Raw genomic sequence first — 26,223 nt, forward strand, 5'->3', positions numbered from 1 at the left:
GAGGATACACCATGTCTCTGAACCCAACTCTGGTCGCGATGTTCATCTTCAGCAGCTTCAACGAAACCCGCGTCCCACTCATCGTGAATGATGACACCGCGCAGGAACGTATCGACTTCAACGTTGCTGGTGGTGGTGAAATCGAATGTGCCGATTGGATCCGTGAACTGGCTATCGACATCGTTGAAGAGTGCGATGAGACCTTCACCGGGAAAGAAGGGCCGGGCATCTGGTATTACGAAGTGGCTGAAGTTATCGGCGCTAAGATCGCGAACGATGCTAACGAGGGGCACGTTTACCAATGTGACATCGTTAAGTTCGCGCTGGAGCAAACCACCAGCTGGGTTAACTCCTAACGTCCATCCACCAGCCGCCTGCGGGCGGCTTCATTTTATCTGCCGGGAACTCTGCTATGGTCATTAGCAAACTGAAGGTGGGCGATACCGTATGGTCTATCACTCGCCACAAACTGGGGAGCACGAATATTCCCACCGTGTCTGTACACCCTGTCCTGATCGTCGAGGTCAATGAGACCAGTGTTATCGCAAGCTGGAATCACAACAAGCCGAAGCCGTTTGGCTTGAACTCCATCAAGGGATGGAAAAAAGAGAAACCTGTTCTGATCAAGGGGTTGTTTGGTAGTCAGCGCCTTGCCACAAGAGCGGAAGTCGCTGCGTTACAGACTCAATAATTCGTCAAACGTACATTCCCTCTCAAACACAGTAATGCCAGTGCATTGGAGGGGGTGACCTATCTTTTAAATGTGAAAACAACCCCCTTGTTCGCCAACCCCCACCCTGACATTCACGATGCGAATATTTAATAATTATGCATTACAATGCACTTTTACCTTGTCTTGCGCTCAATTTGCATTAATAATAATGAAAAACAATTAGAGGGCTATTTATGTCAATTCTTGATCAAATCCTGGTCATCGGCCAGCGAATGAAAGCCGAGCAAATTTCTCTGAAAGAATCCATCACCGAAGCCAATACCATCAAGGTCACTGATGAGCAGGTAGATGGCTTAGATAGACTCATTTATAACCATTGCCTGAACAAAACGATGCTCGCTGATTTCTTCGGCAAGTCACGTAATACGTTCACTAAAATTCTGACCGAGTTACAAGATCAGAAAATTATTGGTGAGCCTATCTTCCAAAACAAAAACCACCTTTACACACGATTTGACGTGCAGGCCATCATGAATGAGTTGGGCGCGCCCCGTTACTCCGACATGTATGAGTCTCGGGTTATCGTCGTTGAAAACCACAAAGGTGGTACAGGCAAAAGTACCACGACCGCGACGATCGCCTTGGCGTCAGCTTTGGATTTAAATCTGAACGCGCGTTGCTGCATCATTGACCTTGACCCCCAAGGGTCTATCGGTAACAACCTGATCCGCTCCACCAGCGAAGATGATATCTATCTGACTATCACTGATGTGCTGTTAGCCGAATACGAGCCTGAGGGTGATTTCTCACAGTACATCAACGCCGGTTACTCAGAAGCGGACATCATTGCCAACATTCCGTTTAGCACTCACCTGCCAAATATGGACGTCATCACGGCCTTCCCTACTGATGACCGTTTTACTGATACCTATTGGCGGTTGAACAAGGAAGAGCGCAATACGCTTTTAACGCGCTTTAGAGATGTTGTTATCCCTGTGCTGAAACAGCATTACGACCTAATCTTCATCGACACCCCACCGCAGGACTCACCAATTATCTGGTCTACGAACGAAGCCGCCGACGCCCTTCTCGTTCCTATCACTCCGCGTGAATATGACTTTGCATCCACGACGAACTACATGTTGACGATCGGCGCTCGTCTGCAACAACTTCCATCCAGGGGTGAAAACATCAAATGGATGAAGGTGCTGGCTGTTAATGTCGATGATAAAAGCCAGCACGAAGTTCGCACTCTGAATAAGCTGGTGCGAACTGTGCAGGACAAGTTTATGACTACGAACATCAAACACTCTGAAGCGTTTGTTGCTGCGGCCGAACGAGGCCGCACCGTCTTGGATATCAAGAAGTCAGAAGACCTGTGCCCTGCAAAACAATTTGACATGGCAGAAATGTCAGTCACTTCTGTGTATCAGCAATTTATTAATGAAATCAAAAGTTTTTCGGCGAAAAGTGAGAAATAAAAATGACCGACGTAGAAAGAGGCACAAGCAAGGATATGTATCTGGGTGCAGGCAAGCGAACCGGCTTTGAGCAAAAAAGCGGATTACCACCACTGCGGGGTGCAGGCGCACCTAAGAGAACATTCACCTTAAAAGATGGCCGTAAAGTCGATGCCGAGCATGTTGTCGTTCCTGGCAGTAAAGTATCTGAGCAAACAGTGGTTCACGCCCTCAACCCACGCAACCAGGAAGCGCTCGACGAGAACTCCATGCGTGACATCCTTGAGCAGATCAGGGAAAGAGGGGTGGATACCGAAGGTATCGCTGTCCGCGTAGATGGAATCTATCAACTCATTGAAGGTAGCCGACGCCGCTACTGCTGTGAAAAGCTATCAGCTGATTTACCGCTGTGGGTATTACCAAACGATATCTCAAACGAAGATATCTTCTCTATCATCAGCGCCGCACAAAGCTCTCGCAAATTCTCGTATCGCGAAGTTGGTATGCAGTATTTGAAACTGATGGAAGAGAATGGTTTCACGACCAATGAGGAACTTGCGCAGCATATCGGCATTAGTACCGAGTCTGTCCGTAAGCGGATTCAAGCTGCCCAAATCGACCCTCGCCTGATCGCTCTGTTCCCAGATTGCGAAGGTATCCCGAATACTTTCTATAGCCGTTTAGCGAAGGTGCAGGGTTCGGCGAAGAAGGAAATGATCGACATTGGTGAGCTGTGCCAGGAAGTCCAAGACAACCGTAAGGACAAGCCTGTTGAGAATATTCAGGAGACGCAGAAAGATATCCTGGAAGAAGTAGCCACTATGTTGGAAATCATGGCTGATAAAGCGAAGCCCGCCGCTGCATGGAAAACATCTGATATTGTCGCATTCGAGAACAAGGATCAGTATGCACGAATCAGTTACAGTGGTAACGGCCGGAAAGTCCGCTTTGAGTTTAACAGGCTCAATCAAAAAGTCGTCGAAGACATAGAGCGTCTGATACGTCTGAAGCTAACAAAAAGTCTTCAGGAAGACAGTGAGTAAGTTCTTTTCTAAGCCACCTACCCCGGTGGCTTTTTCTTTACAGCCCTCCCCTCCCCTCATTTCCTGTAGCAAAAACCATTTTTTTCGCCAAAAAAACCAAAGTTTAAAATCGCTTAATAAACAGCGTGTTACGATAGAATATCAACTAAAGAAGAAGAAAAACCAATAAAAACCACCCCCTTGTTCGCCAAAACAAAAAACACCTCCATCCCCCTTCGTCAACTGTAGAACTGCTGGATAATAGAACTCAATACCGCCCTTACTCGTGGATTAAAAATGCAGATCTCAAAGACAACCCATAGCTTTGCCGAGCGTCGCGGTTTGGAACTGACGACCGAAAACAACGACGGTACCGAGTTGCTGTGTATTTGGGAAACCAATAACGATTGGGAGTGGATTTGCAGCTTCCAACCAACTCAAGATCAGCTGGTATTCTTCGGTAATATCTACCTGCCCCAGGAATGCCTGAACGCCATCCCGGCTATCATCGCCGATGAAACTCAGCTGCGTGCGGTGCTCACCAAAATTGCCGAATCACTGAAAACCAAATCCTGACGCTGGAAAGGAAAATCATGAAGACGTGGACGCCGAACGAGAACATCACACAGGTCATTCTGGCATTTGGGCCTCCGGACATTGAAAAGTTTCTGCCAAAATGGGATCTCATCCCTGACGAATTCAAACAGGGAAAGAACCCCTGGATTGCATTCATTGAGCGTTGGTTTTACCACGGGCTTGAATGCCCACCAGCAGCCAAGGAAGGTGTCGAACTGAAATGGGCGCTGGCGCATATCGTGGTTATCCTGAAAAGCTTCGACCCGAAGCACGAACAAAAGATTGCCGGGTGCGCCTATCTTGCCTCGCTCTGGTTTGTGGAGTAAGTGAACTAAACCGCCTTTGTGGCGGTTTAATTTTGGATGTCACTTTGTCAGCGCTGGTGGTGCGATAAAATTAAATCAGTAAATAATAAATCTATGGGATAGAACGATGAGCAGCAAAACCAAATTGACCGCCGAAGAACAAACGGCAAAAGCATACAGCAACTTCCTGGAATCCAAGGGACTGAAGCCGCGTGCTGGTCAACAAGACATGATCCGCTTTTGCTCATCCATCATTACCAACATTCCCGAAGATAACGACAAGCCTATTGTCGGTGTAGTTGAAGCCGGTACCGGCACCGGTAAAACGCTGGGGTACTGCCTGCCGCTGATCCCGTTGGCGATGGAAAAGGGAAAGACTCTCGTTCTGTCTACAGCAACCGTGGCGCTTCAGGAGCAAGTTGTCGTTAAAGACCTGCCGGAAATCCAAAGCCAGGGCGGTCTTAAATTTTCATACGCTATGGCGAAAGGTCGTGGCCGTTACTTCTGCCGACTGCGCTACGATGCGCACGTCGATGCCGAGCATAATGCGTATGGTTACGTTCGCGACGACATGACGAGTCTGGGTAACGAATTCGCAAGTGGTGACTGGAATGGTGAGCGTGATACATATCCGCTGGAGCTTGCCGACAAATCCTGGAACAAAGTTAATGCGGTCGCCAGCCAGTGCCCTAAGATTAAATGCCCGCATTACAAAAACTGCCCCTTCTTTGCCGCGCGTAGCCGACTGGAAGAAGTCGATGTGGTGATAGCTAACCACGATATCGTTTTGAGCGATCTGTCTTTGGGTGGTGGTGTCATCCTGCCACCGCCGAAAGAAACCATCTACGTTTTCGACGAAGGCCATCACCTTACAAGTAAGGCCATTGAGCACTTTGCCGCAAATGCCTCGTTGGATAACACGGCGCGCTGGTTGGGTGACGTCAGTGACATGGTGATGGACATGCAGACCCCTTACGGTGAGAAGATGAATGACCACGTTTACAAGCTGGTGGCGCTGGCATCGGACACGGCTGCCGAGATGATGACAGTTCGCGGAACTCTTTTATCTTCACTCAACTTCCGGAACGACCACGGTAACATTGACGTCTATCGGTTCCCTGAAGGTGACGTACCCAATGATGTGCGCGCACTGTTTAAAAACGGGCTGTACCTGGCAAACCAAATGCAGAGTTTGGTTGAGAAAATGATAATCATCATTGATGAGGCAGGCGATAAAATTGTCGCTGAGGATAATGCCCGCCACAAAATGGCTATCGGTGATTTAAAGAACCGTGTAGAAAACTTGCTTGAAGCGATGAGTCGTTTTGCTGCCCCGGCGAAGAAAGGTGAGTTTGCAGTACCGGTAGCGCGCTGGGTAAACATCAAGCGTGACAATAAATCCGAGGTCATTATTCATAGCAGCCCAGTGCATGCTGGTGAGCAATTGGATAGAGAGCTGTGGAACGAAGCCTATGGGGTGATCATTACTTCAGCGACTTTGCGGACAATGGGCAACTTCAATGCCTACCTGAATGAAGCGGGTTTGAAAATGGACACGCCAACGTTGCTGGCGAGAAGCCCGTTCGACTACGAGAACAACGGTGTTCTGTTCGTACCCAGGATGCGCAGTACCCCAAAGAATGCCGAGGCGCATACCGATGAGCTGATCGAGTTGATGCCTAAGCTGATGTTACGGCGTAAAGGATGTCTGGTGCTGTTTTCATCCCGCAAGCAAATGACAGAGGTGTGTGAGGGTATGCCGGAGGACATCAAAGAGCACATCCTCATGCAGACCACGATGCCGAAAACGGAAATCGTTTCCCGTCATAAGCTGCGTATTGATCGTGGCGAGCCAAGCATTATCTTCGGCATGGCCTCTTTCAGTGAAGGCGTGGACCTGCCTGGGGATTACTGCGATAACGTGATTATTGCCAAGCTGCCATTTAGCGTACCGAGCGATCCGGTTAGTCAGACGATGACTGAGTGGATGGAGAAGGCGGGGCGTAACACCTTTGAAGAAATAACCGTTCCTCAGGCGTGTATCAAACTTATCCAGGCTGTGGGGCGACTCATCCGAACCGAGACCGATACAGGTGCAGTGACGATACTGGACTCTCGCATCAAGAACACACGGTACGGCCAGAACATTCTCGACTCGCTTCCGCCGTTTCGCCGTGTGATCAGATAGTGGTATCATTCGGTAAACAAAACGAATGAATAGGTGTGTAATGGAAAAGTATGAAAGTGTCATCACTGTGGTATTTCAGTTTGTAGGCAAAGTGCCCGCACCTTTTTCCACAAGCAGCCTGTTTGCCGAAAACCTACTGAAGGGCGAGAAACTGTGGAATGACCCTGGGACAGCAGGCAACCTGATGCTGCAAAAAATTCTGGCAGAGCAGGGCGCAGCCGATCACGACGATGGTAAAATTCATACTCGCACTACGGAGCTGAAAACACACGATGAACGTATGGCTTTCCAAAAGCTGGTGGGTTTACCGCCTTACAGCGATTTGACCAATGCCGTAGGTATCCTGATCGGTGGACTGGAGAAAGCAGGGCGGTTGATTAGTGTGAAAACCACTTCAGCCACCCCGCTACCAAACGGGGAAACTATTATCTCTACCCGTGATGCACAACGTCGTTTGTTCTTCATGAACCAGCACGGGATATGCTTTACGGTAGATAGCCAGTTACTGATCGCTGTCGATAAACTGGAAGGAGCAAAGTTCTTCGCCACAGAAGAAGAGCTGGACGCTGCTGGTGTTAAGCTTTGGGGTGAGAATGGTACAGGTCGCTGGCGCGTGCTGGTGGCTCCGATCGGGGAAGAGATTTGCGGCCTCTTTGAATTCGGCGAGATGACGACCTTGGGTAAACGGCCGGAGGGCAGGATTAACGAACTGTCGTTGTAAGGCAAATCCCACTATGCATAGAAAGCACCTTTTTTGGTGCTTTTTTTGTTTTAGCTATTCGTCAGCGGGTGGAGTGGGATGATACTGATTGCAGGTAAACAAAACAAACAACATAAGGGAATCATCATGAAAACTCTTCTTGCTGCTCTGCGTGTTACTGATCAGGTTCAGCCTGATATTGCTATCCCGGCTTCAGGTAAAACTACTGGCTTTACCTACGACGCTGCCAAGATCGGTTCGTTCAAAGGTGAAACCATTGCTATTTATCCGGCCTGGTCAAAACCTAACTCACACGGCGCGGCCGGTAACCCAACTGAATTCTACGGTGGCTTGCCGCTGTATTCGACCAAGCTACTTGCCTATCAGGCACTGCGTAACGAAATCGAAAAGCGTTTCGCTGCACAGCTTCAGGCGATTGATAAACAGATCCTGGCACTGGAAGACCGTCCATAACCAATAGGGCAGGGGGGTTCCCCCTGTTTATGACAACCACCAGCTGAGGAACGAAAAATGAAAGAACAAGAACTGGTCACCAAAGCGGAACAGCTTATTCAGCGCAATGATGGTTCGCAGGCAAAAATTGTTGCTACGGCAATGTTTGGCGCTGGCCTGCACATGTCGGTCGATGTCTTCGTGCTTCGCCGCGATAGCGCTGACCAGAATTGGCAGCTTTGTAACGACAGGCCACATCCGGATTACAAAACCATGTCCCGTGAGGATTACGTTAAGTTCGGGCGCTCCGAAATGCTGCGCACAGTCACCGCTGGAGAACTGTTGAAGGTCACTGGGATGATCGGTCAACCACTTTCCAATTATCAGTAAAAGCACGGTTGCAGCGCCCCCCATTTTTCCACCAAACATCATGCGGGCCTGGCGTTTTAAAATACCAAAATAAAAGCATCTTTCGAGGTGCTTTTTTTATGTCAAATGCTTCGTCAGCCGTTGGGGGGAGGGGATACTGGTTGCAGGTAAACAAACTAACCGATAACAGGGGTCACCATGAAAGTCATTATCTTCAGCCTCCCAAATTGCCAGCCTTGCCGTATGACCAAAGAGCGCCTGGCCGCAAACGGTGTTGAGTTCGTAGAAGGCAGCATCGAAATTCATCGCGAGCTGTTCCGCAATATGGGCTTCAAGTCTGCGCCGGTTGTGCTGGTGGAGCCTGATGCAGGCGAAGCGGTGTCCTGGTCGGGTTATCGCCCCGATTGTATCAAGGCGCTGATTGACGGAAAGCCAGAAGGCGATGCTATCTCTGGTTATACCCGGATGTGTGTCATGATCGAGATGCGCGAGCCTGAACTGTTTTCGGCTCCTGGCGAAGCCAAGTAAGAAGGTGAATGCCGTGAGCTATCAAACCGTCGCAATCCCTCCAGCCTTAGGGCTTCAACCACCAAGCGGGGCTGACGTTGTCTTGCTCGCCGAGCTGACACAAGCGCTGGTGGATGCAAAAGTCGAAATGAAAGTGATGCTGGAGCCTATCAACTGGACGCCGCCTTCCGGCCGTCCGGTGATGTACCGACAGGACGCTATCGACGTACTGTTTAAAGCCGGGGTTCCTGTTGATCCGGGCGAAGTAGTGTCGGCCACCAGCAATGCCGTGCAGCCGATCGACGATGCCGAGCTGGAAGCGCTGCTGGATATGCGTGACGAAATGGCTGGCACAGATTCGTTTTACAAAGCGCTGGATGGCGCGCTGGATGGCATTCTGGCTCGCCTGTATGCCGCTGAACGTCAAACCAATCACTAAGAGTATCGATAATGACTGTACACGACTTTGTATCAGGAGCGAGTGGCATTTCACCCTTTGCCATTGTTATGTTGGCCTTTTTCATCCTCTTTTTCGTCGTAGCGTGCTGTATCCCTCGCCCATCATTGGGTCTGATGGTGGCGGGCGGAATTGCTGGGCTGGGTGCAATTGCCACAATTCTTTGGATTAACTTTGCTTAGACCTTAAGGCGATTTGTCATTAATGGGCCATTTAAACCAGATTTTATCGGCTATCGGTAAAACACCAGAAGGGCACTCTACCCTGGGTTATTTTCTTCTTGGGCTGATGAGTGTGATATTCGGTTGGGCCCTTTTTCAATTCAACAGCGAGAATGACATTCCTAAACGTTACCGCGTGATGTTGTCACTTTCTCTCTGTGCAATATGGCTGAGCATAGCCATAGAAATCATCGACCATCTCTGAGGAAAGTCGAATGTCACCAGTTCTGATGAACAGTTATTTTTGCGGTGCCGGGCTGATGGATATCGGCCTGAAGAATGCCGGTATTCAGATCGCCCAGTCTTTCGAACTGGACGAAGATGCCGTTAAGACCTATCGCCACAACCTGGGCGACCATATCAAACACTGCGATATCACACAGGAAATGGTGCTGGAGCAGGATAGCTGCCACGGCATGTCGTTTACCTATCCCTGTACGAAGTATTCGACGATCGGCGACATCCACGGCACGCGAACGGGTGATGAGCTATTCCTTCACGCACTGCGCCACCTGGCTGTCGCCCGGCCTGAGTTCTATGTCATTGAAAACGTGCCGGGCATGCAGGCTTTCCCGGTCGTTATGGAAGCCATGACCAAGCTGGCGGGCTATTTCATTCAGGTATTCTGCCCCGTGAAATCTGAGCTGTGGGTACCGCAGCGTCGGCACCGCCTGATCATCATTGGCACACGACGCCCGTTCGATATCCGCCCGCCGGAAAATACGCGCCCAATCCCCCTCAGCGCGATTTTAGAGGATAACCCGGATGTTCGTATCCCTAAGTCGGTAGAAACACGCCTACAGGGCGGATATCGCGATTTACCCATCATTAGCGACCCGGCCAAAGACGATATCGCGCCGACGTGTGTAGCTCACTATGCAAAGGATAAATCGACACGATTAGTCGTTGATAAACGTTTCCCTCTGGGAGCGCGTCCGTATTCAGTGCGTGAATATGCACGTTTGCAAGGGGTTCCAGACTGGTTTGAATTCCCGGTATGCGATACCTCCGCGTATAAGCAGATCGGTAACGGTGTCAGCACCTACGTCGGCGAGTGGGTAGGGATTGAGATGATCCGCTACATGGCGCAGGTTAGCGATAAGTTTTCCCTCATTCATTAACCCTGGAGAAAAAGATGAAATTAACGGAAGAGCAAAAAGCCGACCGTCGGGAACTTGCCATGCTGGTTCAGTATGCCGCTTTGGCATACGCACTGTTTGGTGCAGGCGTCGCGGGAATTCTGGGAGCGTTGGATATCAACTCACTGTGGATGGGAGTCGCGATTGCGCTGGTTTCTCATGTTCTCATTTTTTCCAGGCCTTCTGTCCGAGAGAACTTCCCTGAAACCATCTATTGGTTATCGCTGTGGGCGTGTGCCCTTGGCGGGCCGATCGTGATCGGTTTCGGTCCCTTTGAACCACCGTTTAAAAACCCACTCATTATGGCCGCGCTGATTGTGTTCATCGTTACAGCGCTATACCGTCGGCAGGAAAAAAAGGATATGCAGTAATGAGCCACTCACCAGCTAAAACCACCAGCGAACAGATACTGGAAGCGGGGCTGCGGATAATTCACACCTGCACGCACAGCGATCACCAGGGGTATTATGTGATAGGCAAAAACAGGGCTGTCTTATCCGATTGTGCAACGGTTAAGGCCTATGACGGCGGGGCTGTATCGGTTGAGTATTTCCGTCCTGGCAATATCCCCCTGGTGGTCGTTAACAATGATGATTGGCTCAAAATCATCACTCACCTGTTAAATGAGCCACCTGCACCATCATCGCTAGGCCGGATCCCTTTAGAACTGGTGAATTTTCTGGAGAAGATTGCGGGGCAAACACTGTCGCCTGAAGCCCGCATCCGCGCGCGCGATCTGGCTGAAGGTGAGTGCTTTAAAAATGAAGTGCTCACGTTAACGACGCTGTTCAACGTCTGGATGAGGGATCCGCTGCTGACTGAGTTCGTCTCGCCGCTGAAGCAATATACATTGCCAGGAGAGCACGCCAAACATTTCTGGTCATGTTGCAAATGACAGGGGCGAAAGCCCCTTTTTTTGTACCTGCAATAGCTTCGTTGGCTGAGAGGGCGGGGCGATACTGGTTGTGGAATATAAGCGCCCTTTGGATGGAAAAACGAAACAATGACTACTGAACAGAAACCCTCGCTCGCGACCGGTGCGCCATTAAACGCGGAAACCTGGGCTGATTTTGTCTCCCGCCTGAAATATCACTGCGTCGGCAAAGGCGTTGATGAGCACTGTACCGCAGACCCGTTGTTCGTCGTTCAAAAGAAACGCCTGATCACGGGGCTGGATATGGACTACATCGAAGACCGGCTGGTGGCCGTAGATGATGCTCGCTGGTTTAGCCCCCAAGAATACTGGGATGACCTGGATACGGACGAGCGAAACGAGCTCAACCAAAAATGCCAGGCCGAATACCAAGCTGATTTTCTGGCTATTCGCGTCGATCAGCAATGGGATGTGCTAGGCGAGTTACCAGAGCATACCGTAACCGGCTACGTCTGGGAGTGGGAATACGTCAACGCACACTTCACGCGCGAAGCCGCGCAGGCCTTCATTCAACGCAAAAAGCACGACTACAACAAGTTGGAAATTTTCGTCGATTCGCAGTATTGGGCGAAGGAGTTCAACACCATCCGCGACGCCATTTTGACTGGCAAACTGGTATATCAGGAGAAGAAAGATGACACCAATTGAGATCCAAGGTCTGCTGGACGGCAAATGCATTCCTCGCGACATGAAGGTCAACGAGCCGCTGGTGAATTATCTGGCGCGCAAATTGACTGAAGGCGAGCAGATGCGCGCTGAGAACATCCATCTGGTGGAAGAGCTCAAGCGCGTGACCGACGGTTTGGAGTTTTTCTCCTACAGTACCGACGGCGGTTACGATGAGCACGACAGCGCCGACAAAGCCCGAAAAGCCGCTGAAGAGCATATCGACTACTACCGGGGAGAGGCCTGTGACGGCTGGCCTGAAGAAACAGACCAGGTTGTTTGGGGTATCGTCGTGCAACGCGCCAGTCAGACCGACCTGCGCGAAGTGGGGCCGGAAGACAGCGTGGGCCGTCACATCACTCAGGTTTGTGGCTATGCACTGATGCCTGCACTGGAAAACAGCCCGACGAAAGGTTACATCCCGACGTCTGAAGTGGAACAGCTGATGGCTGAAGGTAAAATGCTGAAAGATGCTCATGCGGCCATTCTTGAGCACATCGACGTGACGGACAAAGGCGCGGCCGGTACTGCGGCTATGATCGCAAACGACGCTCTCCACAACACGGACTACCCGGCGATTGAACGCGGCCTGCGGAAAATCAAGAAGGATGCCACCATCGCAGCGGCAAACCATGCCGGTAACATTGCGCAGGAAATGACGCGTGAAACTAGCCAGGAAGTTGTCAAGGCCGTCGGTCGTCGCCTCCTTGTGCTGGCGGAACATGTAGGGAACGGCCAATGAACAACCTGAAGGCAACGATGCGCCGGATGTTGGATGGCGATGATATGGACTGCGTGAGCGATCGCACAGGTAAAAGCGGCGACTACTGCGAAGGCTTTGTGGACGGTATGCACGAAGCGCTTAACCAGCTGACTGAAGGCGTTGCACCTTTGCTGGCTGGGGCTGAAATCGCTGGGTTGGAGCGCTTTGTTGCTCGCATGTACCAGCGCGCTAATCAGCTAGTGGACGACAGCATGAGCACGGCGCTGATTAACCAGGCGCGCTCTGCGGCGGTATTGGCTGAGCAGATGATCAGCGAACTGAAAGGTGAAAGTAGGCAGTTATAGTCCCAACTTAGCAGTTCTTACTGACCAAGTTGGGATTGTACAAATTTTAATGTCTGCTCATGCCGTAATTTACAAACGACATTTTGGTTCGCGAAGACGCCTGAAAACGTTTTCGCCTGCTCTTTCGGAAGTTGTTTGATCCAGCGAACACCAACAACCCATTCTGAAAGCTCTTCATTGTCAGCGTTTTCGTCTGGGTATTGCGCTTTTAATCCGGCAGAGAGAAGAGGAACATTTGAATCAGTAATGAAATCGCGAATCATAACTGCTGATTTGGTTACTTCTCCAAAACCGACATAACCACATCCCTTCATGTAAGCATAAATTTTGTCACCAACTGCAAGTCGCTTAAGCGCAGATGAATACACTTTCCCTTGACCTGCGCCAATGAATCCAAATTTTCTATTATCATCCCAAGTTCTATATTCGCATTCACCTACATTCACGAACCAACTACCAGTCCAATCATCTTGACTTGAAGCAATGACTCTTTGCTTAACTTCTTTTCGTTCAATATAATCTTTAGCCTCCGGTAACGGAATAATCGTTTCAGGCTTAATAAATAGCTCCCCATTGGAATCAACATATGGAGCCAAGCGAGTGCATTGAATGTCTACACCATATTCTCGCAACCATAATACTGCTGAGATGACTTCCGAATTGAACTCCTTTGAGGCCAAGATAATATGCTGTTTAGTGTTAAGTGACGTGATATCAGCATCGATAAATTGCTCAATTTCTTTTGTTGCATCAAATTCTGATTTACCTAAATACGACGCGTATTGCTTAAAAATCTCACTGGGTAAAAGGCTTGAGCAATACGATGCATATTTTATTGCCTGCCATTCAACGGACGAGCCTGAATCATCCCTTTTTAGTTCTACAATAACAAGTGCTGCCGATTTATTCACGCAAAGCAAATCAAGACGCTTGTTGGAAGTAAGGGTGACCTCTTTTCCAATAACAAGGAGTTCCTGGCCTAAAATAGTTGGACTTTTTTCGATCCACTCCTGAATATCAAAGCGTTCCTTTAGCCCAAGCTCCGAAAAGCTTGTTGGTTTTAGTTTGATTAATGACTTATTTTCTACATCAACACGAAACATTGGTTATATCTCCTTTCAGAGGTTTCCCCCTCTTGAATATGCCATACTTGGCACGATAAGGCTGCCAAAGATAGTACGATAGCTCTGCTTTCCTCATAACAGAACATCGGGGGTTGATTGGAGTTCCAGTAAATAAGGAATAAAAAAGATATTAATTTTCATTTAATTCTTCATTACAATATTGACGATGTTCTTCCAAGTGAATTTCTAATGGCCAATGTCGTTTATCACTTGGTAATCTTAGTTTTTGCCCATCAAGTTCTGCATATTCTGTTCCAGCTAACAAATCAGATAACCTAATTAACATTTTGGAATCAATCCAAAGCAAGCCTCGGTCAAAAAGAGTATGAATGTCTGTTTTAAGTAACAATCCATGCTGGACTTGGGTGTGCCAGAGGCCTTCATAGGGAATTATATGAGCAGCCTCTAATAACACTTGGATAGAACACCCTGTCACAGCGCACTTACCCTCATAAGCTTCAATCAGCTTTCTTCTGAACGCTGGCTGGCCTTGTCGAATAACAACTTCACGTAAAGCTTTTAATCGGGAATCAACTTCTTCTTCAGATAAATCAGCAAATAATTCATCCCTAGCTTCCACAACTAAGCGATCACATTGCCTAGGGGAAATAATGCGCTTTGGCGTTTTGCCATCATCACTAATATCCCAAACTCCATGAAGCTCCTGAACATATAGCTCATATCTTGTATTTCTCAATTTTCCTGTACGGAATAATAAGTCATATGGGCTGCCCTGATCAGAACGTGCATTTTTGCGGCTACCAAGATATCTATATCTGGCCTTGCTGTTAACTGTTAATGCATCTAATTGAATACGAACTTCAGATTCCTTTAACGGAGCATTGCTATTAAGAATCCATTTGACAATATCCACTGCTGAAGCAGAACTAAGCTGAGTGACAGCATACCAAACACGAAGATATTGAGGATGAAGCATTTCTTCAGGAATAATCCCCGGAATGTCTGCTACATAAGTTGAAAAGTTATGAAAACGAATCCATTCTCCCCATTGCCGAGAATGAGTGCTAATACCAGTTCGATGGGGCTCACGTTTTCGTATTTCATTGTTAAATTCCTGACGGCTAGGAGCGCGGCCAAGTTTTTCATAAAGATCATCACAACAGTCCCAAACCGCCCGCACTAGCAAGCCAGTTGGATAGCCATTTTTATTTAATTCCATAAGCCCCTCTAGCAAAAATGAATTGAGCTGAGTAATAACAGATTCCGTTACGACGTTCACTATAATTCATTAACGCAACTGTAGCGAATGACAACTATCAAATTAAAGTGTATGGAAGGTTGTGAGTGCCAAACCTTCCAACACAAAATATCCATTCTATACATCACTCATGCCTCATGCCAAAAATCAGATCGGTAAGCAATAAAATAGGCGCCTTCAATAACTTCGTCAGCTGAACGGGTGGGGTAATACTGGTTTCACGGCAAGCAACACCGCCACACAATCCATAAATAATTTATGCGCCATCAGCGCGATAAGGATCTGACATGAAAAACGAACTGCTGGAAGTTGTCATTGCAATGCGCGATTACATCGACGCGCTGCCGTCTGATGTTGTGTCACGTTTGCCTGCAATGCCAGGGTTCGACCGCGATTGGGCTAATGAAGTGATTGATGCGGCGCAGCGCGCTGAAATAAGCCAAACGATCAGCGCTCCGGGTGCTGTGGCGTTCCGTGAACAGATCGTGAAATATGTCGGCGGTCTGGGTAGCTCCGTTATCGCACAATCCGTGGTGGAAGCCATTTTGAGTGCAGCTAAGCGCTCCGAAGCGAAGGATGCCAAAGCATGAAAGCATTATCTATCCGACAGCCGTGGGCATGGCTTATCACTCACGGCCACAAGGACATCGAAAACCGCAGCTGGAACACCCACCAGCGCGGACCGGTGCTCATTCACGCCAGTGCGCAACTGGCATCCAAAGCCGACATGGAAAAGGCGCGGGAGATCCTGCGCGCCAAATATGGCGATTCCCTGATGCTGCCTGAAAGAAAGTATTTATCTTACGGCGCGATTGTCGGCGTAGCCACAATCACAGGCTGTGTCGAAGAGAGCGAATCTCCGTGGTTCTTCGGGCCGAAAGGCTTCACGCTGGCGGATGCCAAGACGCTGAAGCCAGTGTCTATTCGCGGCCGACTGAGCTTTTTCGAGACTGGCCTTCGTCCACATGCGGTATTCAGCTTGCTCGTACCTAATGAGCATACGGATGATACCGAAACCAAAGCAGCATGTTTGCAGGGGGAAAGGGCATGAAACTGTTTCCTATCAATTTCACCGACGAACAGGTACGGGCAATCCACAGCGGCCAGAAGGTGCAAACCCGCCAACTGATCAAAGAAATCTGCCTCGATACCTTCCCGGAATCCCTGACCAAACGCCAGCGCGCGCTGGTGGATAAGGTTTTGCCCCCCAAGTTTGGGCCGACGTTTTTCTGTCGTTTCGGGCATGTAGGCGATCGGTTGTGGGTCCGTGAAACCTATGGCGATTGCGGTGTGCGACTGGTCTATCGTGCAGACCTTGAAGATGGCTCAGCCAATAAAGTTAAACGCTGGTTTCCGGCGCAGCAAATGACGCAGTTTGAGTCGCGAATTACGCTGGAGATTACGGCGGTTCGTATTGAGCCCCTTCGCGACATCAGTGATGCCGATGCGCTGAGGGAAGGCTGTTCTATCAGGGATACCCGCAGCGGTGACTGCCTGGCCGATGTGTTCGCCCGTAAGTGGTCGGTTATCCACGGCGTTGACTGCTGGGAGGCCAATCCGATGGTTTGGGTGATCGACTTCAAAGTCGTGGAAGATGCCCGATGAGCCGCCTGGTTGTTGTGACTTTGCTGGAAGACGGCGGGGAAGAGCATGTTCACTTGCCCGTGGGGGATTTGGGCACGGGTGGCGGCTATACGACTCTGTGCGGCCTTGATGGTGGCCTGAGCGACACGGCGATGGAAACCAAACCCGCACCTCGTGGCGCAAAAGTTAACTGTCCCAATTGCTGGGCAATCTTCAATACCTGCCGTTCGTTCCGGGCAACTGACTTCGATTCGGCTGTAAAGCAGGAGTAATACCCCATGCAGGAAAAAGACATCGTTCACGAGAATGGAAAATTTTGGGTGTTGCGCGATAAAGATGCTTACTGCGTGATGAAGTCCGGTGTAACCCACTCCGAGGGGGATAGTGCTTATGCACTCACTGAAGATGGTCTGAGCATTGCGATCGCACGCTGCGACTATCTGGCTGGCCGGGCTGAAACGACAGAGCGAGTGGGCTTCGCCAAGACCCTGCATTTCTACATGACTGAAGCTTCTGCCTGGTTGTTGGAAGAGCGACGGGAATACATTCAGCGTGTGATCGTTAAAAAGCTGGTTGTCGGTCTGGCCGACATGGCGAAATGGTCGCCGGAGTGCGCTGCTGAGCCGGGTTCTGCTGAACTGAAGCAGATGTACTCCGAAGGGCTGGCTTTCTTCACTGAAAAGGGATTCCCTGCTAATGGGCAAAATTGACAAATACCAGATTCAAGACCTGAGCCGCCTCCGGAATGAAACCGGTGAGCTCGCGCGCTGGGTTATTCAGCTTCAGACAGACCTGGACACTGCGCGCCGTGAAAAGGCCTCTGTGGAGGCGGAACTATACAGGGCAACAGCGCCTATGCCGGTGGCGGAGTATCAATACCGGTATAGTTCTTCCGATCGCAGTATGTGGAGCGCCGGCACTCCATCCCTAACGAATCGCTGTACCAACGTATGCGGGCTATTCATACCGATGGTTCATACCAGTTCCGTGAGCTGTTTGAAAAGCCACATACCCTCTAATTGACGTAGCAAAACAGGAAATCGTAATGGCAATGACAGTAGAGCAGTTAAAAACGCGCGCTGCGGCATTTCGTCTGGAGGCGTTGCGCTGGGAAGACATGGGCTATTCCGAGCAAACGAAACGGCTGCGGGATAATGCTGATGCTTTGGAAGAGCTGGCCGAACTGAAGGAAGCGCCTCCATTGGGTTATGCCGAAAACGGCAAAGGCTTCATTTATCCGGTTGACCGTGCCGATCGCATTACAAACCCGGTGCCGGTGTTTGCCGCTCCACCAGCGCTGCATATTCCTGTCGGGTTTATGCTGGTACCGAAAAAACCGACCGACGAACAGCTGCGGGCGATGCTCGCAGTGCAGTGGCCTGCGATCTACCGTGAACACCTTCGCCACCCAGACAACGGGCCGAAGTCAGCGAAAAAGACTGAAGACGACATTGATGTCGCTACCCGTCAGTATGCTGCGGCGATGTGTGCTTCACCTGAGGCGGATCTGCCTACTGAAATCAAGCAGAGTTAAAAGCAATGTCAGTAATTCCCGGAAGGTGAACCCGGTGTTAGACTCAAAAATTCAAGCGTTAAAGTACCGTGTTCTATCTTTCTGAAAATTATTGGGGTTGTTAATCATGCCAATTGCAAAAGAGAAGCCAGCGGAAAATCCAATTCTCCAGGATCTGGATTTTTTCATTGAAGACCGTTCGGGTATTTGGGTCAAACAATGGAAGTCTGGCGGTGGGTGCTGTCCGGCCACTGATGAAGAAGTTGTGATGTGGAATTTGCTGGTAAAACTAACCGATCAGTAGATGTTGGCTTAAGCCACCCGCGCGCTGATGAAAGTCAACTTATACAAAAGGTAATGACGATGAAAGTAACTGAAACCAAGGTGATGAGCCTTGAGATCAGCGAGCTTCGGGACTTTGACCCGATCCGCGTGGTGACTGAAAACTACGGGCCTGGGCGTGGCCGAATCACGATAACGTGTGAGGGCAAGGCGTGGACAGGCTCCTGGTTCGCAATGAGCGACCGCTCCGTTGAGCAGTTTTTCTGTGACTGCGGCAATGATTACCTGGTCAATTGCATGGCCGGTAACGTGAGCAGCGAAATCGACAATGACAATGAGGCGAATATGCGTTTCATGTTCAGTGAAGTGCTGCGCCTGCGCCGGGAAGGGGAGTTATCCAAAGACCAAGCCCGTGTGTGCTGGGAGGAAATCGACGGATCTGACGATATCAAAAGCACAGTCTGTGCCTATTCTTCAGTGATCAGTGAGGTGCCATACTTCAGCACTGAACCGTGGTACCTGCCGTGGCCGACGGTGCCGAACCCAGTCTTTATCCGCCTGAATAGCATGTTTGACATCGTTCGGGCTGCACTGCAACAGCACCTGGCTTTGGCCGGGCAGTCAGAGGAAACGATAGCATGACCGAACGTGAGCAGTTTGCCAAAGATAACGCCATGTCGATGGACTTTGTGAATTGGTTCTTCGACAACAAAAAAGACAGCTGTGGCAACGTCTGGTTTATGATGGCTGCGGCCATGTGGGAAGGGTGGAAAGGGCGGGCGAGCCGAGAGGCTCAGGCAGTTCAAGTAACAGAACGGATGGCGCTCGACTTTCATCACGCCCTGACTGATGGCAGTATCGGCAACGACGAACTAGAAGAAATCAAGGTCGGTCTACGTGCTGCTCTATGCAATGTCGCCGTTCCACCAGCGCCAGCAGTGCCAGATGCTGTCGATTATTCAGATCTCGACACTACCAGCCAAGATAGAGAGGTTATCGAAGCTATTGCTGAGTGCAAAGGCTGGAACGCCTACCGCACCGCATTGCTTGCTCAGCCTGTAAGTAGCTGTTACACGTTAGCAGACGATGCCCGGCGCATGAATTGGCTGGTGGCGCATCATGTTGCGGTTAGAAAACCGCTTCGCTATGGAAGTGAGGCTATGTTCACAGCCCAAACCATAACCGATGAAGAGGATGATCATCACGCCACTAAGCTGCGAGAACAAATTGATGCAGCCATGAAGGCTGAAGCGGTCAAAGTACAAAAATAACACCTCTCCTTCTTTTTCCTACTTCCCCCAGAAAGTCCTGCTTATGAAGTGACCCCATTATGTCGGGCTTTTTTTAATCATTAACAGCTGATGACCTGTACGTGAGGATATCAAAATTCCCCTTATGTATACTGAAAAAATACGTTATTTTATTGTCTTTAATTAAAGGTATTAAAAATACTATTTCTTAGACTTTTCAGCTTGATCAGCCAATCTTAGGTTGATACGTATAATTATCAAAAATCACCAAGTATTTATAAGCAATTAAAGGGTTTACATATGAAACGGATTTTTTTTATATCGCTAACATTGATATTAAGCCTCAGTGCTACTGCTAATAATTTGCCTGTCAAAAGTGAGCAATCCTTGATATCTAAACTAACAACCCTGGCAAACAATGGCGATGCTCTTTCTCAACAAGCTTTAGGCAATGTATACCTAGAGGGGCGGCTAGTCGAAAGAAACCCCGAAGAGGCGATTAAATGGTATATGAAATCAGCAGAACAAAATAACCCTGAAGCTCAAGCTCAGGCTGGATTTTTTTACTATATGGGCTATGACGGGAAACGAGACTACTCAAAAGCTTTGTATTGGCTAAAGAGAGCGTCTGAGAACGGTTCTGGCCAAGCTGACGTAGTTTTGGGCTCTATGTACATGGTCGGTGAGGGGGTGAAGCAAAATGAAGTCTTAGGTATTAAATACCTTCAGTCAGCCTCGAGCAGAGGAGTTAAAGAGGCTGCTGATGTACTGGCAAGGTTAAATAATCAAACTGAAAATGGTAAAAGTACAGTTGGAATAATGGATGATAAACCATTAAAAATACTTAAAAGGGAGGCTGAACAAGGAAATGACCAAGCTCAATATGGCCTTGGCTCACACTATTATAACAGCCATAATTATGAGGAAGCTTTTAAATGGTTTGAATTATCGGCCAAGCAAGGGAATGCCTATGCTCAATTGCAATTGGGATTTATGTATGGTGACTCAAATGGGTATGTCAAAGAAGATTATAAAAAATCAAAATACTGGTTTGAGAAATCAGCAGCGCAAGGAAATGCAGATGCAAATTACTTTCTCGGCTTGCTGTATTTAACAGGTAACGGAGTTGAAAAGGATAAATCAAAAGCTAACAAACTATTTAAGAAGTCATGTTCGCTTGGAAGTAACAAGGCCTGCGATAGATTAGAGGAATAACAATATAGTTACCCCATTAAAAAAGAGTATTTAAGCGCATGATTTAACAGGTTTAATTAGGTTTATAACATCTCACTAGTAATAGGGAATTTAAAATGGGATTCTTCAATAAGATATTTTCCAGACCAAACCGTAAACCTCTGGTAGATAAGAAAATTTTGAGTAACGGAGCGCGATTAAACGATGCCGAAGTGGATATCCTCTTTATAATTAAGAATGGCGATGTTTTGTATGTAAACCATGAAATAGAAAACCTCTTTGAGGTCGATCGTGGTGGTGACCGCCTTTTCAAAGGTCGCGTAGTGAACTACAAATACTTAGGTGAAACAACAAAGGATGAAGTGCAAGTCTTTATTGGCTTTGATGAAAATGACGCCTATATAATGTTCACTCTACAAGCTAACTTACAAGATAGATTTGAATTTGTTGGGCAATCTTTGATGCGATTCTTTTCCAGCAATCGTATTAATGGTGTGTTTTCGTGGGAAGGATATTCAGTTCAGTATGAGTACACATATAAATTATATAATAAAAACAGTACAAATTTTCTGATTAACGCCAACCAAACCTTTGGTTATTTAATTAGTGAAGATACTTTCGAGCAAGGGGAAGGGGATTTGCTGAAGGAAAAATTTTGGCATACCAAACAAACTACACATAGTGAACCTGAAGCACAGGTGTACTGTTACCCTAAAACCAATACTGAATACTCTGTGTCTTCAAGTTGCATTAAAAGCGATAACGAATCAGCAAATAAAATATATGAACAAGGTGTTGAATATCTAAAAATAGCTGATTTTAAAATGGCCTTTAATAATTTTAAGATTGCATCTAAATATGGACATACTTCAGCTACATTCAATTTGGCACTAATGTATAAAAATGGAAATGGATGTGATTATAGCTATGAAGATTCCATGCAATTGTTCATAAAATCACAAGATGAAGGACATCAAGGGGCTCTGAGGCACATAAAAGAACTGGTAAAAGCTAAGGAACTGTCTGCCGACCTATCCAACTACCCTCTGGTATTAAATGAAGCAAGTCACTTACATGACGGAACTGTTTTATACTTCTTTTATTTCTTCTTAATTAATAGCTTAAGCGAAGGTGATATTGTTAGCTGGATAAGATATGAGCTCGATTGTGCATCTATAGGTAATGAATTAGCGCAGCAATATGTCCATGAAATATCACCCAACAGTGAGTTCTATCGAAATGGAGGGGAGGAGCTGACCCCTAACGCATCGCTTTTTAGTGACATTTTTGATCATGTCACCATACCTCTTAGAAAAACGGAGGACTTTAGCGATATAATCAAGTTAAGGTGCAATCTAGTTAAAAATCTATTCAATCATATCTTTAACAAACACTTAGATTAACTCTTCCATCTCTCTTAGATACCTAGCGCTGTAAATTGTTAGTTTTTGCTAGGTTTCTTGTGCAGTAGCCTATTTATAATTGTAATGACAACGACATTACACTCTTATATACTTAGCAGAATAAGCAATTAATTGGGAGGCATATATGGCAACTCAAAATGATGTAGCGGTAACACGCTCATCTCTGAACCTGAGAATTAAACCGGAAGACAAAATCCTGATCGACCGCGCCGCAAATGCGGTAGGCAAAAATCGAACTGAGTTCGTTCTGGAAGCCGCTCGACGAGCTGCTGAAGAGACACTGGCGGACCTGCGGGTTATTAACGTCAGCCCCGAGGTATACCAGGAGTTTATTAATCAGCTTGATGCCGCACCAAGGAACAATGAGGCATTACGAAAAACATTGATGTCTAAATCCCCTTGGGAGAAATGACATTGAAGCTGACAGCACCCGAACCCCTCAAAACAGGCCATTTGCTGGAAGGCTTTTCATCTGGTGAAGAGGCTTTAGATCTCTGGCTAAAAAATCGGGCCATGAGTAATCAAAACTCAGGAGCTTCACGAACATTTGTAACCACTTCTGATAACCAAGTGATGGGGTATTATGCCTTGTCTTCCGGGATTGTGAGCACCAATCAAGCTGTTGGCCGATTCCGCCGCAATATGCCTTCTGACATACCAGTCATCCTTCTCGGTAGACTGGCAGTGGATACAAGAGCTAAAGGGCTTGGAGTTGGAAGGGGATTGGTCAAAGATGCCTGTCATCGTGTTATTCAGGCCTCTGGGCTGGTGGGCATACGAGGAATAGTGGTCCACGCTCTAACTGATGATGCTAAACGCTTCTATGAACACATTGGTTTCGTCCCTTCACCACTTGACCCTATGATGCTAATGATAACACTCGCCGATCTGCAACTCGCAATGGGTATTCATCCAAACTGATCAAGCCCGGAATGCAGGGCTTTTTTTTCGTCACCCGCCTTACTGCTCGCATAATGAAAGCACCTTTTTCACGATCGAGACACCGCAATGACAACTCTTAACTGGAAACCGAGCGAAAGCCGTTGGAACCAAGGCGAGCAACTTTATTTGGGTCAATTTAAGATCGGTTCAGCTTACTACGATGCGACGCATACGCGTGGGCAGGAGGCTTATGCTACCCGTTGCAGCCTGCCAGGCCTCAAAGGCGATCTGGGACATTTCCCTGATATGGCCGCAGCCAAAGATGCCGTTGAAAAGGCGGTGGCCTTCTGGCTGAGAAGAGCTGGGCTGCAATTCTCCGAAGCAGTCAACACAAAGGCTAAGCCATAAACCAATAGCAGAGTGTTGCTGTCAAAATCGAGAGGCCGTAATGACTTTTAAACAAAGCCGCGAATTGCCCAGAGGGGCGGGCATTACCTTTATGTTCTTGCTGTTCTCTTCTGGAGTGGCATTGCTCTTCGGGACGGGATGGCTGATCACCACCGTTATGAACGGGCTTGATGCTTTCCCTTATGCGCTCCGAGGGTTTTCTTGGCAATGGCAACCTGAGCCCGGTTGTCTGACCATCATTGATGCCCCAACAACGTTTTGGGGATACCTCGTTGCTGGTGGGGCGGGATGCATCACATTGCTGTTCATCTGTGTGTTCATTGGCATGAGTCTGTTGTCAATCCATACGCTGTCACAAGTCATCAATAAGCAACTTGACGGCCTGGATAAATTCGGGATTAAGTTAATCTCACGTTTGTTCAAGAAGTAAGATCAGCGAGTGCGAACTGAGCCCGGCAATGTCCGGGCTTTTCTTTGCCAGCAGTCAAAAGCCGGGATAATGGTCCTATAACTAGGAAAACAAAATGCTAAAGTAGCGCTTATTCAGTAAAATGAATCCAATATAAGTAAATTAGTTGGCTGATCATATTGATGGGAAACTCCATGTTAACAGGGAAGTACTCAATCAACTAGATGAAATTTAGGGAAATTTTGAACAGGTGGTATTGCAATCCCATTTTTGTAGTTCTTACTTTTTACTCATCTGACATTAAAATGAGCTAAAAAATACTGAACACGCTGAACTATGGGACAAACCAGTGCCCAGTCAATGTTTAGATAAAATGAAAGCAATGTGCGTTGGAACAACTTTAAAGATAAAAACCTGATGAAATGATGGAAATCGGTCACAACCGAGCATTAAAACAGCAATATAGTTATTTGATATTATTTGTAAAGAGAATGCAATGGCTGTAGAAAGTCAGAACGCGTAGGTCGAAAATAGAAATAACATATTTACAAAGAAATTAAAATCATAAATCAGGATTTATGTACGTCAATAACCAATATGTTTTAGGTTAGTTAGGAATAAAAATAATGAAAATAAAATGCTTGGACCCTTTAGGAATTAACAGTTATGAACGAGAAGCTAATGAAAAACTTGAAGCTAGTCTACCTCAAAACTGGAAAGGTTATTCATCCTTGGAAATGCGAGGTAGACAAAGTGGAGAATTTGAAGGTGACTTAATTATTATCACTCACGATAGAATAATAAATGTTGAGTTTAAAAAGTGGTCAGGAAGAGTTTTTTCGAAGGACGGTCAATGGGTAGTTCAGTTTCCTAATGGTAATGAAGAACATCGAAAACATGGAGTTAATCAGTCTCGTAGATCTGCAAAGATACTCTCAACCAAATTAAAAGAAAGGTTGGGCAATAAGTTTATACCTTGGGTTGATTTTTGTGTGGTTCTATGTGGAACCGCAACCAAAGATGATCTTCCTCCTGACGAACAAGAGTACGTTTTCTCGTTAGAAGAATTTTCAAAAATTGGTGATGATAAGATTTATAAACAATACTTCAAAGATAAGTCGTGGATGATTAAGCGTAAGGAAGATGCGCCTAATAAGAACCTGAAACAGTGGGATAGGATTTTCTCTAATAATAGTGCTGATTTTAAAGCCAAAGACTTTTCTATCAATAATTATGTTCTTCAAGGTAAACCTCAATTCCGGCATCGTGATGGACTTTATGCAGAGTACCTGAGTCAACGTTCTGATAATCATAATTATAAAGCACTAATGCGGCGCTGGGACTTTACTTCTCCTTGTATCATTGAGCATGCCAGAACACCTGAACAGAGGTCGCTAATTGCCCACAGAGAAAGTGATGTACTCGGTTATATAGCAAGTCAGGATGAAGATCTTAGGGATACATATTTGCGATTAGAATATTTACCTAGTGAGTTATCTTCTGACTTTGTTGAATTGTATGAGTGGCCAAACAAAAAAGAGCGTCTTGATACATTTATTAGAAAGAATAGTTTAAAACTTACTGAAGAAAATAGAATTAACTTAATTCAAGCTCTTGTTAGTCGTCTTGCGAATCTTCATGATATAGATGTGGCTCACCGTGATATTGGTAATCACAGTATCTGGGTGTCCCTCCCTAGTAAGGTAGTATTGTCTAATTTCCTGACCGCAACGTATCCAGATCCGCAAAATAAAACAGTCTCTAATATTCGTAAAATTCTTCAGCACAATCAGATTGCTACACCTGAAGAGTTATACGAAGATTCAGACGGCACACATTTTACTCGAGATGTATATTTAGCTACTGCTGCATGCCACTATATAGCATTTGGTAAGCCTCCTATAAAAATGGATGGTATTTACCTATGTAGTGGTTTAATAAATTTGGCCACCTGAACAGAGGTGATATGCTCACCTCAGAACAACACAGGTGCCTTAATGAAAAAACGAAATTTCAGTGCAGAATTCAGACGTGAATCAGCCCAGCTGGTTGTGGATCAGAACTATACAGTTGCAGATGCCGCGAAAGCCATGAATATCGGGCTTTCCACCTTGACGCGGTGGGTAAAGCAATTACGGGACGAACGGGCAGGCAAAACACCGAAAGCATCCCCTATCACGCCGGAACAAATTGAGA

General features: G+C 47.3%; 39 protein-coding genes. 37 read left to right on the plus strand and 2 right to left on the minus strand.

The genetic code is table 11. The features are described from left to right. Positions 1-11 precede the first annotated feature (11 nt). From G6Q48_RS19610 to G6Q48_RS23005, 20 genes are all read left to right on the plus strand, one after another. Positions 12-356, plus strand: coding sequence for a hypothetical protein (locus G6Q48_RS19610; RefSeq protein ID WP_042847164.1), 345 nt, complete (start codon positions 12-14; stop codon positions 354-356). Positions 357-412: 56 nt separating this feature from the next. Continuing rightward, the gene (locus G6Q48_RS19615) at positions 413-691 is read left to right on the plus strand and encodes a hypothetical protein (RefSeq protein WP_042847162.1); all 279 of its coding nucleotides are present in this window, start codon (positions 413-415) and stop codon (positions 689-691) included. Between the two features lie 215 nt (positions 692-906). Further along, entirely contained in the window at positions 907-2,154 is a 1,248-nt protein-coding gene (locus G6Q48_RS19620; RefSeq protein ID WP_042847160.1) for a ParA family protein, read from the plus strand. Positions 2,155-2,156: 2 nt separating this feature from the next. After that, complete coding sequence (locus tag G6Q48_RS19625) at positions 2,157-3,176, plus strand: ParB family protein (protein ID WP_042847158.1); 1,020 nt, start codon at positions 2,157-2,159, stop codon at positions 3,174-3,176. 276 nt (positions 3,177-3,452) lie between these two features. Then, complete coding sequence (locus G6Q48_RS22990) at positions 3,453-3,731, plus strand: hypothetical protein (RefSeq protein WP_166268101.1); 279 nt, start codon at positions 3,453-3,455, stop codon at positions 3,729-3,731. Between the two features lie 17 nt (positions 3,732-3,748). Further along, positions 3,749-4,057, plus strand: coding sequence for a hypothetical protein (locus G6Q48_RS19635; RefSeq protein WP_042847153.1), 309 nt, complete (start codon positions 3,749-3,751; stop codon positions 4,055-4,057). Positions 4,058-4,163: 106 nt separating this feature from the next. Next, positions 4,164-6,224, plus strand: a complete 2,061-nt coding sequence (gene dinG, locus G6Q48_RS19640) for an ATP-dependent DNA helicase DinG (protein ID WP_072035186.1) — start codon at positions 4,164-4,166, stop codon at positions 6,222-6,224. A 40-nt stretch (positions 6,225-6,264) separates the two neighbouring features. After that, positions 6,265-6,945, plus strand: coding sequence for a hypothetical protein (locus tag G6Q48_RS19645; RefSeq protein WP_052219373.1), 681 nt, complete (start codon positions 6,265-6,267; stop codon positions 6,943-6,945). A 78-nt stretch (positions 6,946-7,023) separates the two neighbouring features. After that, complete coding sequence (locus G6Q48_RS19650) at positions 7,024-7,398, plus strand: hypothetical protein (protein WP_042847151.1); 375 nt, start codon at positions 7,024-7,026, stop codon at positions 7,396-7,398. Positions 7,399-7,455: 57 nt separating this feature from the next. Beyond that, positions 7,456-7,767, plus strand: coding sequence for a hypothetical protein (locus G6Q48_RS19655; protein ID WP_042847150.1), 312 nt, complete (start codon positions 7,456-7,458; stop codon positions 7,765-7,767). Between the two features lie 177 nt (positions 7,768-7,944). Next, positions 7,945-8,274, plus strand: coding sequence for a glutaredoxin domain-containing protein (locus G6Q48_RS19660; protein WP_052219372.1), 330 nt, complete (start codon positions 7,945-7,947; stop codon positions 8,272-8,274). Between the two features lie 13 nt (positions 8,275-8,287). Then, positions 8,288-8,692 (plus strand): hypothetical protein, encoded by a 405-nt coding sequence (locus G6Q48_RS19665; RefSeq protein ID WP_166268103.1) that lies wholly within the window; start codon positions 8,288-8,290, stop codon positions 8,690-8,692. Positions 8,693-8,703: 11 nt separating this feature from the next. Further along, positions 8,704-8,892 carry a hypothetical protein gene (locus tag G6Q48_RS19670; RefSeq protein WP_042847147.1) on the plus strand — a complete coding sequence of 63 codons (189 nt, stop codon included), beginning with the start codon at positions 8,704-8,706 and terminating at the stop codon, positions 8,890-8,892. A 22-nt stretch (positions 8,893-8,914) separates the two neighbouring features. Beyond that, entirely contained in the window at positions 8,915-9,136 is a 222-nt protein-coding gene (locus tag G6Q48_RS22995; protein ID WP_166268105.1) for a hypothetical protein, read from the plus strand. A gap of 10 nt (positions 9,137-9,146) precedes the next feature. Continuing rightward, complete coding sequence (locus tag G6Q48_RS19680; RefSeq protein WP_080750912.1) at positions 9,147-10,052, plus strand: DNA cytosine methyltransferase; 906 nt, start codon at positions 9,147-9,149, stop codon at positions 10,050-10,052. 14 nt (positions 10,053-10,066) lie between these two features. Then, entirely contained in the window at positions 10,067-10,441 is a 375-nt protein-coding gene (locus G6Q48_RS19685; protein WP_042847144.1) for a hypothetical protein, read from the plus strand. Next, positions 10,441-10,965: a hypothetical protein gene (locus G6Q48_RS19690; RefSeq protein WP_042847142.1), complete on the plus strand. Its 525-nt coding sequence runs from the start codon at positions 10,441-10,443 to the stop codon at positions 10,963-10,965. The genes G6Q48_RS19685 and G6Q48_RS19690 overlap by 1 nt, the downstream gene beginning before the upstream one ends. A gap of 108 nt (positions 10,966-11,073) precedes the next feature. Beyond that, positions 11,074-11,652 carry a hypothetical protein gene (locus G6Q48_RS23000; RefSeq protein ID WP_042847139.1) on the plus strand — a complete coding sequence of 193 codons (579 nt, stop codon included), beginning with the start codon at positions 11,074-11,076 and terminating at the stop codon, positions 11,650-11,652. Beyond that, positions 11,639-12,412, plus strand: a complete 774-nt coding sequence (locus G6Q48_RS19700) for a hypothetical protein (protein ID WP_166268107.1) — start codon at positions 11,639-11,641, stop codon at positions 12,410-12,412. Before G6Q48_RS23000 ends, G6Q48_RS19700 begins: the two co-directional genes overlap by 14 nt. Next, positions 12,409-12,738 carry a hypothetical protein gene (locus G6Q48_RS23005; RefSeq protein WP_042847137.1) on the plus strand — a complete coding sequence of 110 codons (330 nt, stop codon included), beginning with the start codon at positions 12,409-12,411 and terminating at the stop codon, positions 12,736-12,738. Before G6Q48_RS19700 ends, G6Q48_RS23005 begins: the two co-directional genes overlap by 4 nt. Before the next feature lie 17 nt (positions 12,739-12,755). Here the strand turns inward: G6Q48_RS23005 and G6Q48_RS19710 are convergent, their stop codons facing one another. Then, positions 12,756-13,841 (minus strand): hypothetical protein, encoded by a 1,086-nt coding sequence (locus G6Q48_RS19710; RefSeq protein WP_042847135.1) that lies wholly within the window; start codon positions 13,839-13,841, stop codon positions 12,756-12,758. Positions 13,842-13,992: 151 nt separating this feature from the next. Further along, the gene (locus tag G6Q48_RS19715; RefSeq protein WP_052219370.1) at positions 13,993-15,042 is read right to left on the minus strand and encodes an HNH endonuclease; all 1,050 of its coding nucleotides are present in this window, start codon (positions 15,040-15,042) and stop codon (positions 13,993-13,995) included. 326 nt (positions 15,043-15,368) lie between these two features. Here G6Q48_RS19715 and G6Q48_RS23010 point away from each other — a divergent pair, with 326 nt between their 5' ends. The 17 genes from G6Q48_RS23010 to G6Q48_RS19800 all read left to right on the plus strand — a co-directional run. Next, positions 15,369-15,671: a hypothetical protein gene (locus G6Q48_RS23010; protein ID WP_042847133.1), complete on the plus strand. Its 303-nt coding sequence runs from the start codon at positions 15,369-15,371 to the stop codon at positions 15,669-15,671. Next, complete coding sequence (locus tag G6Q48_RS23015) at positions 15,668-16,132, plus strand: ASCH domain-containing protein (protein WP_052219369.1); 465 nt, start codon at positions 15,668-15,670, stop codon at positions 16,130-16,132. The genes G6Q48_RS23010 and G6Q48_RS23015 overlap by 4 nt, the downstream gene beginning before the upstream one ends. Beyond that, positions 16,129-16,686, plus strand: coding sequence for a hypothetical protein (locus G6Q48_RS19730; RefSeq protein ID WP_042847132.1), 558 nt, complete (start codon positions 16,129-16,131; stop codon positions 16,684-16,686). The genes G6Q48_RS23015 and G6Q48_RS19730 overlap by 4 nt, the downstream gene beginning before the upstream one ends. Beyond that, positions 16,683-16,937: a hypothetical protein gene (locus G6Q48_RS23020; protein WP_042847130.1), complete on the plus strand. Its 255-nt coding sequence runs from the start codon at positions 16,683-16,685 to the stop codon at positions 16,935-16,937. The genes G6Q48_RS19730 and G6Q48_RS23020 overlap by 4 nt, the downstream gene beginning before the upstream one ends. Before the next feature lie 6 nt (positions 16,938-16,943). Further along, entirely contained in the window at positions 16,944-17,375 is a 432-nt protein-coding gene (locus tag G6Q48_RS19740; protein ID WP_042847127.1) for a hypothetical protein, read from the plus strand. Between the two features lie 335 nt (positions 17,376-17,710). Further along, positions 17,711-18,199, plus strand: coding sequence for a hypothetical protein (locus G6Q48_RS19745; protein ID WP_166268109.1), 489 nt, complete (start codon positions 17,711-17,713; stop codon positions 18,197-18,199). 106 nt (positions 18,200-18,305) lie between these two features. After that, positions 18,306-18,482: a hypothetical protein gene (locus G6Q48_RS19750; protein WP_162762197.1), complete on the plus strand. Its 177-nt coding sequence runs from the start codon at positions 18,306-18,308 to the stop codon at positions 18,480-18,482. A gap of 59 nt (positions 18,483-18,541) precedes the next feature. Continuing rightward, entirely contained in the window at positions 18,542-19,102 is a 561-nt protein-coding gene (locus G6Q48_RS23025) for a hypothetical protein (RefSeq protein ID WP_052219368.1), read from the plus strand. Further along, positions 19,099-19,731 (plus strand): hypothetical protein, encoded by a 633-nt coding sequence (locus G6Q48_RS19760; RefSeq protein ID WP_052219367.1) that lies wholly within the window; start codon positions 19,099-19,101, stop codon positions 19,729-19,731. The genes G6Q48_RS23025 and G6Q48_RS19760 overlap by 4 nt, the downstream gene beginning before the upstream one ends. Positions 19,732-20,010: 279 nt before the next feature. Beyond that, positions 20,011-20,925 carry a tetratricopeptide repeat protein gene (locus G6Q48_RS19765; RefSeq protein ID WP_042847118.1) on the plus strand — a complete coding sequence of 305 codons (915 nt, stop codon included), beginning with the start codon at positions 20,011-20,013 and terminating at the stop codon, positions 20,923-20,925. 95 nt (positions 20,926-21,020) lie between these two features. Beyond that, entirely contained in the window at positions 21,021-22,307 is a 1,287-nt protein-coding gene (locus G6Q48_RS19770; RefSeq protein ID WP_042847114.1) for a sel1 repeat family protein, read from the plus strand. 145 nt (positions 22,308-22,452) lie between these two features. Then, positions 22,453-22,740 (plus strand): type II toxin-antitoxin system TacA family antitoxin, encoded by a 288-nt coding sequence (locus tag G6Q48_RS19775; protein ID WP_042847112.1) that lies wholly within the window; start codon positions 22,453-22,455, stop codon positions 22,738-22,740. Next, positions 22,737-23,249 (plus strand): GNAT family N-acetyltransferase, encoded by a 513-nt coding sequence (locus G6Q48_RS19780; RefSeq protein WP_042847109.1) that lies wholly within the window; start codon positions 22,737-22,739, stop codon positions 23,247-23,249. Before G6Q48_RS19775 ends, G6Q48_RS19780 begins: the two co-directional genes overlap by 4 nt. A gap of 87 nt (positions 23,250-23,336) precedes the next feature. Further along, positions 23,337-23,618 (plus strand): hypothetical protein, encoded by a 282-nt coding sequence (locus G6Q48_RS19785; RefSeq protein ID WP_042847108.1) that lies wholly within the window; start codon positions 23,337-23,339, stop codon positions 23,616-23,618. Positions 23,619-23,658: 40 nt separating this feature from the next. Next, positions 23,659-24,048: a hypothetical protein gene (locus tag G6Q48_RS19790; RefSeq protein ID WP_042847106.1), complete on the plus strand. Its 390-nt coding sequence runs from the start codon at positions 23,659-23,661 to the stop codon at positions 24,046-24,048. Positions 24,049-24,653: 605 nt separating this feature from the next. After that, positions 24,654-25,982 carry an NERD domain-containing protein kinase family protein gene (locus tag G6Q48_RS23030; protein WP_204162592.1) on the plus strand — a complete coding sequence of 443 codons (1,329 nt, stop codon included), beginning with the start codon at positions 24,654-24,656 and terminating at the stop codon, positions 25,980-25,982. Positions 25,983-26,024: 42 nt separating this feature from the next. After that, positions 26,025-26,223 (plus strand): transposase (locus G6Q48_RS19800; protein WP_166268111.1); only part of this gene is annotated, 199 nt, incomplete at its 3' end.

This window comes from Providencia sp. M-27 (assembly GCF_011077905.1).
Taxonomy (GTDB): domain Bacteria; phylum Pseudomonadota; class Gammaproteobacteria; order Enterobacterales; family Enterobacteriaceae; genus Providencia; species Providencia huaxiensis.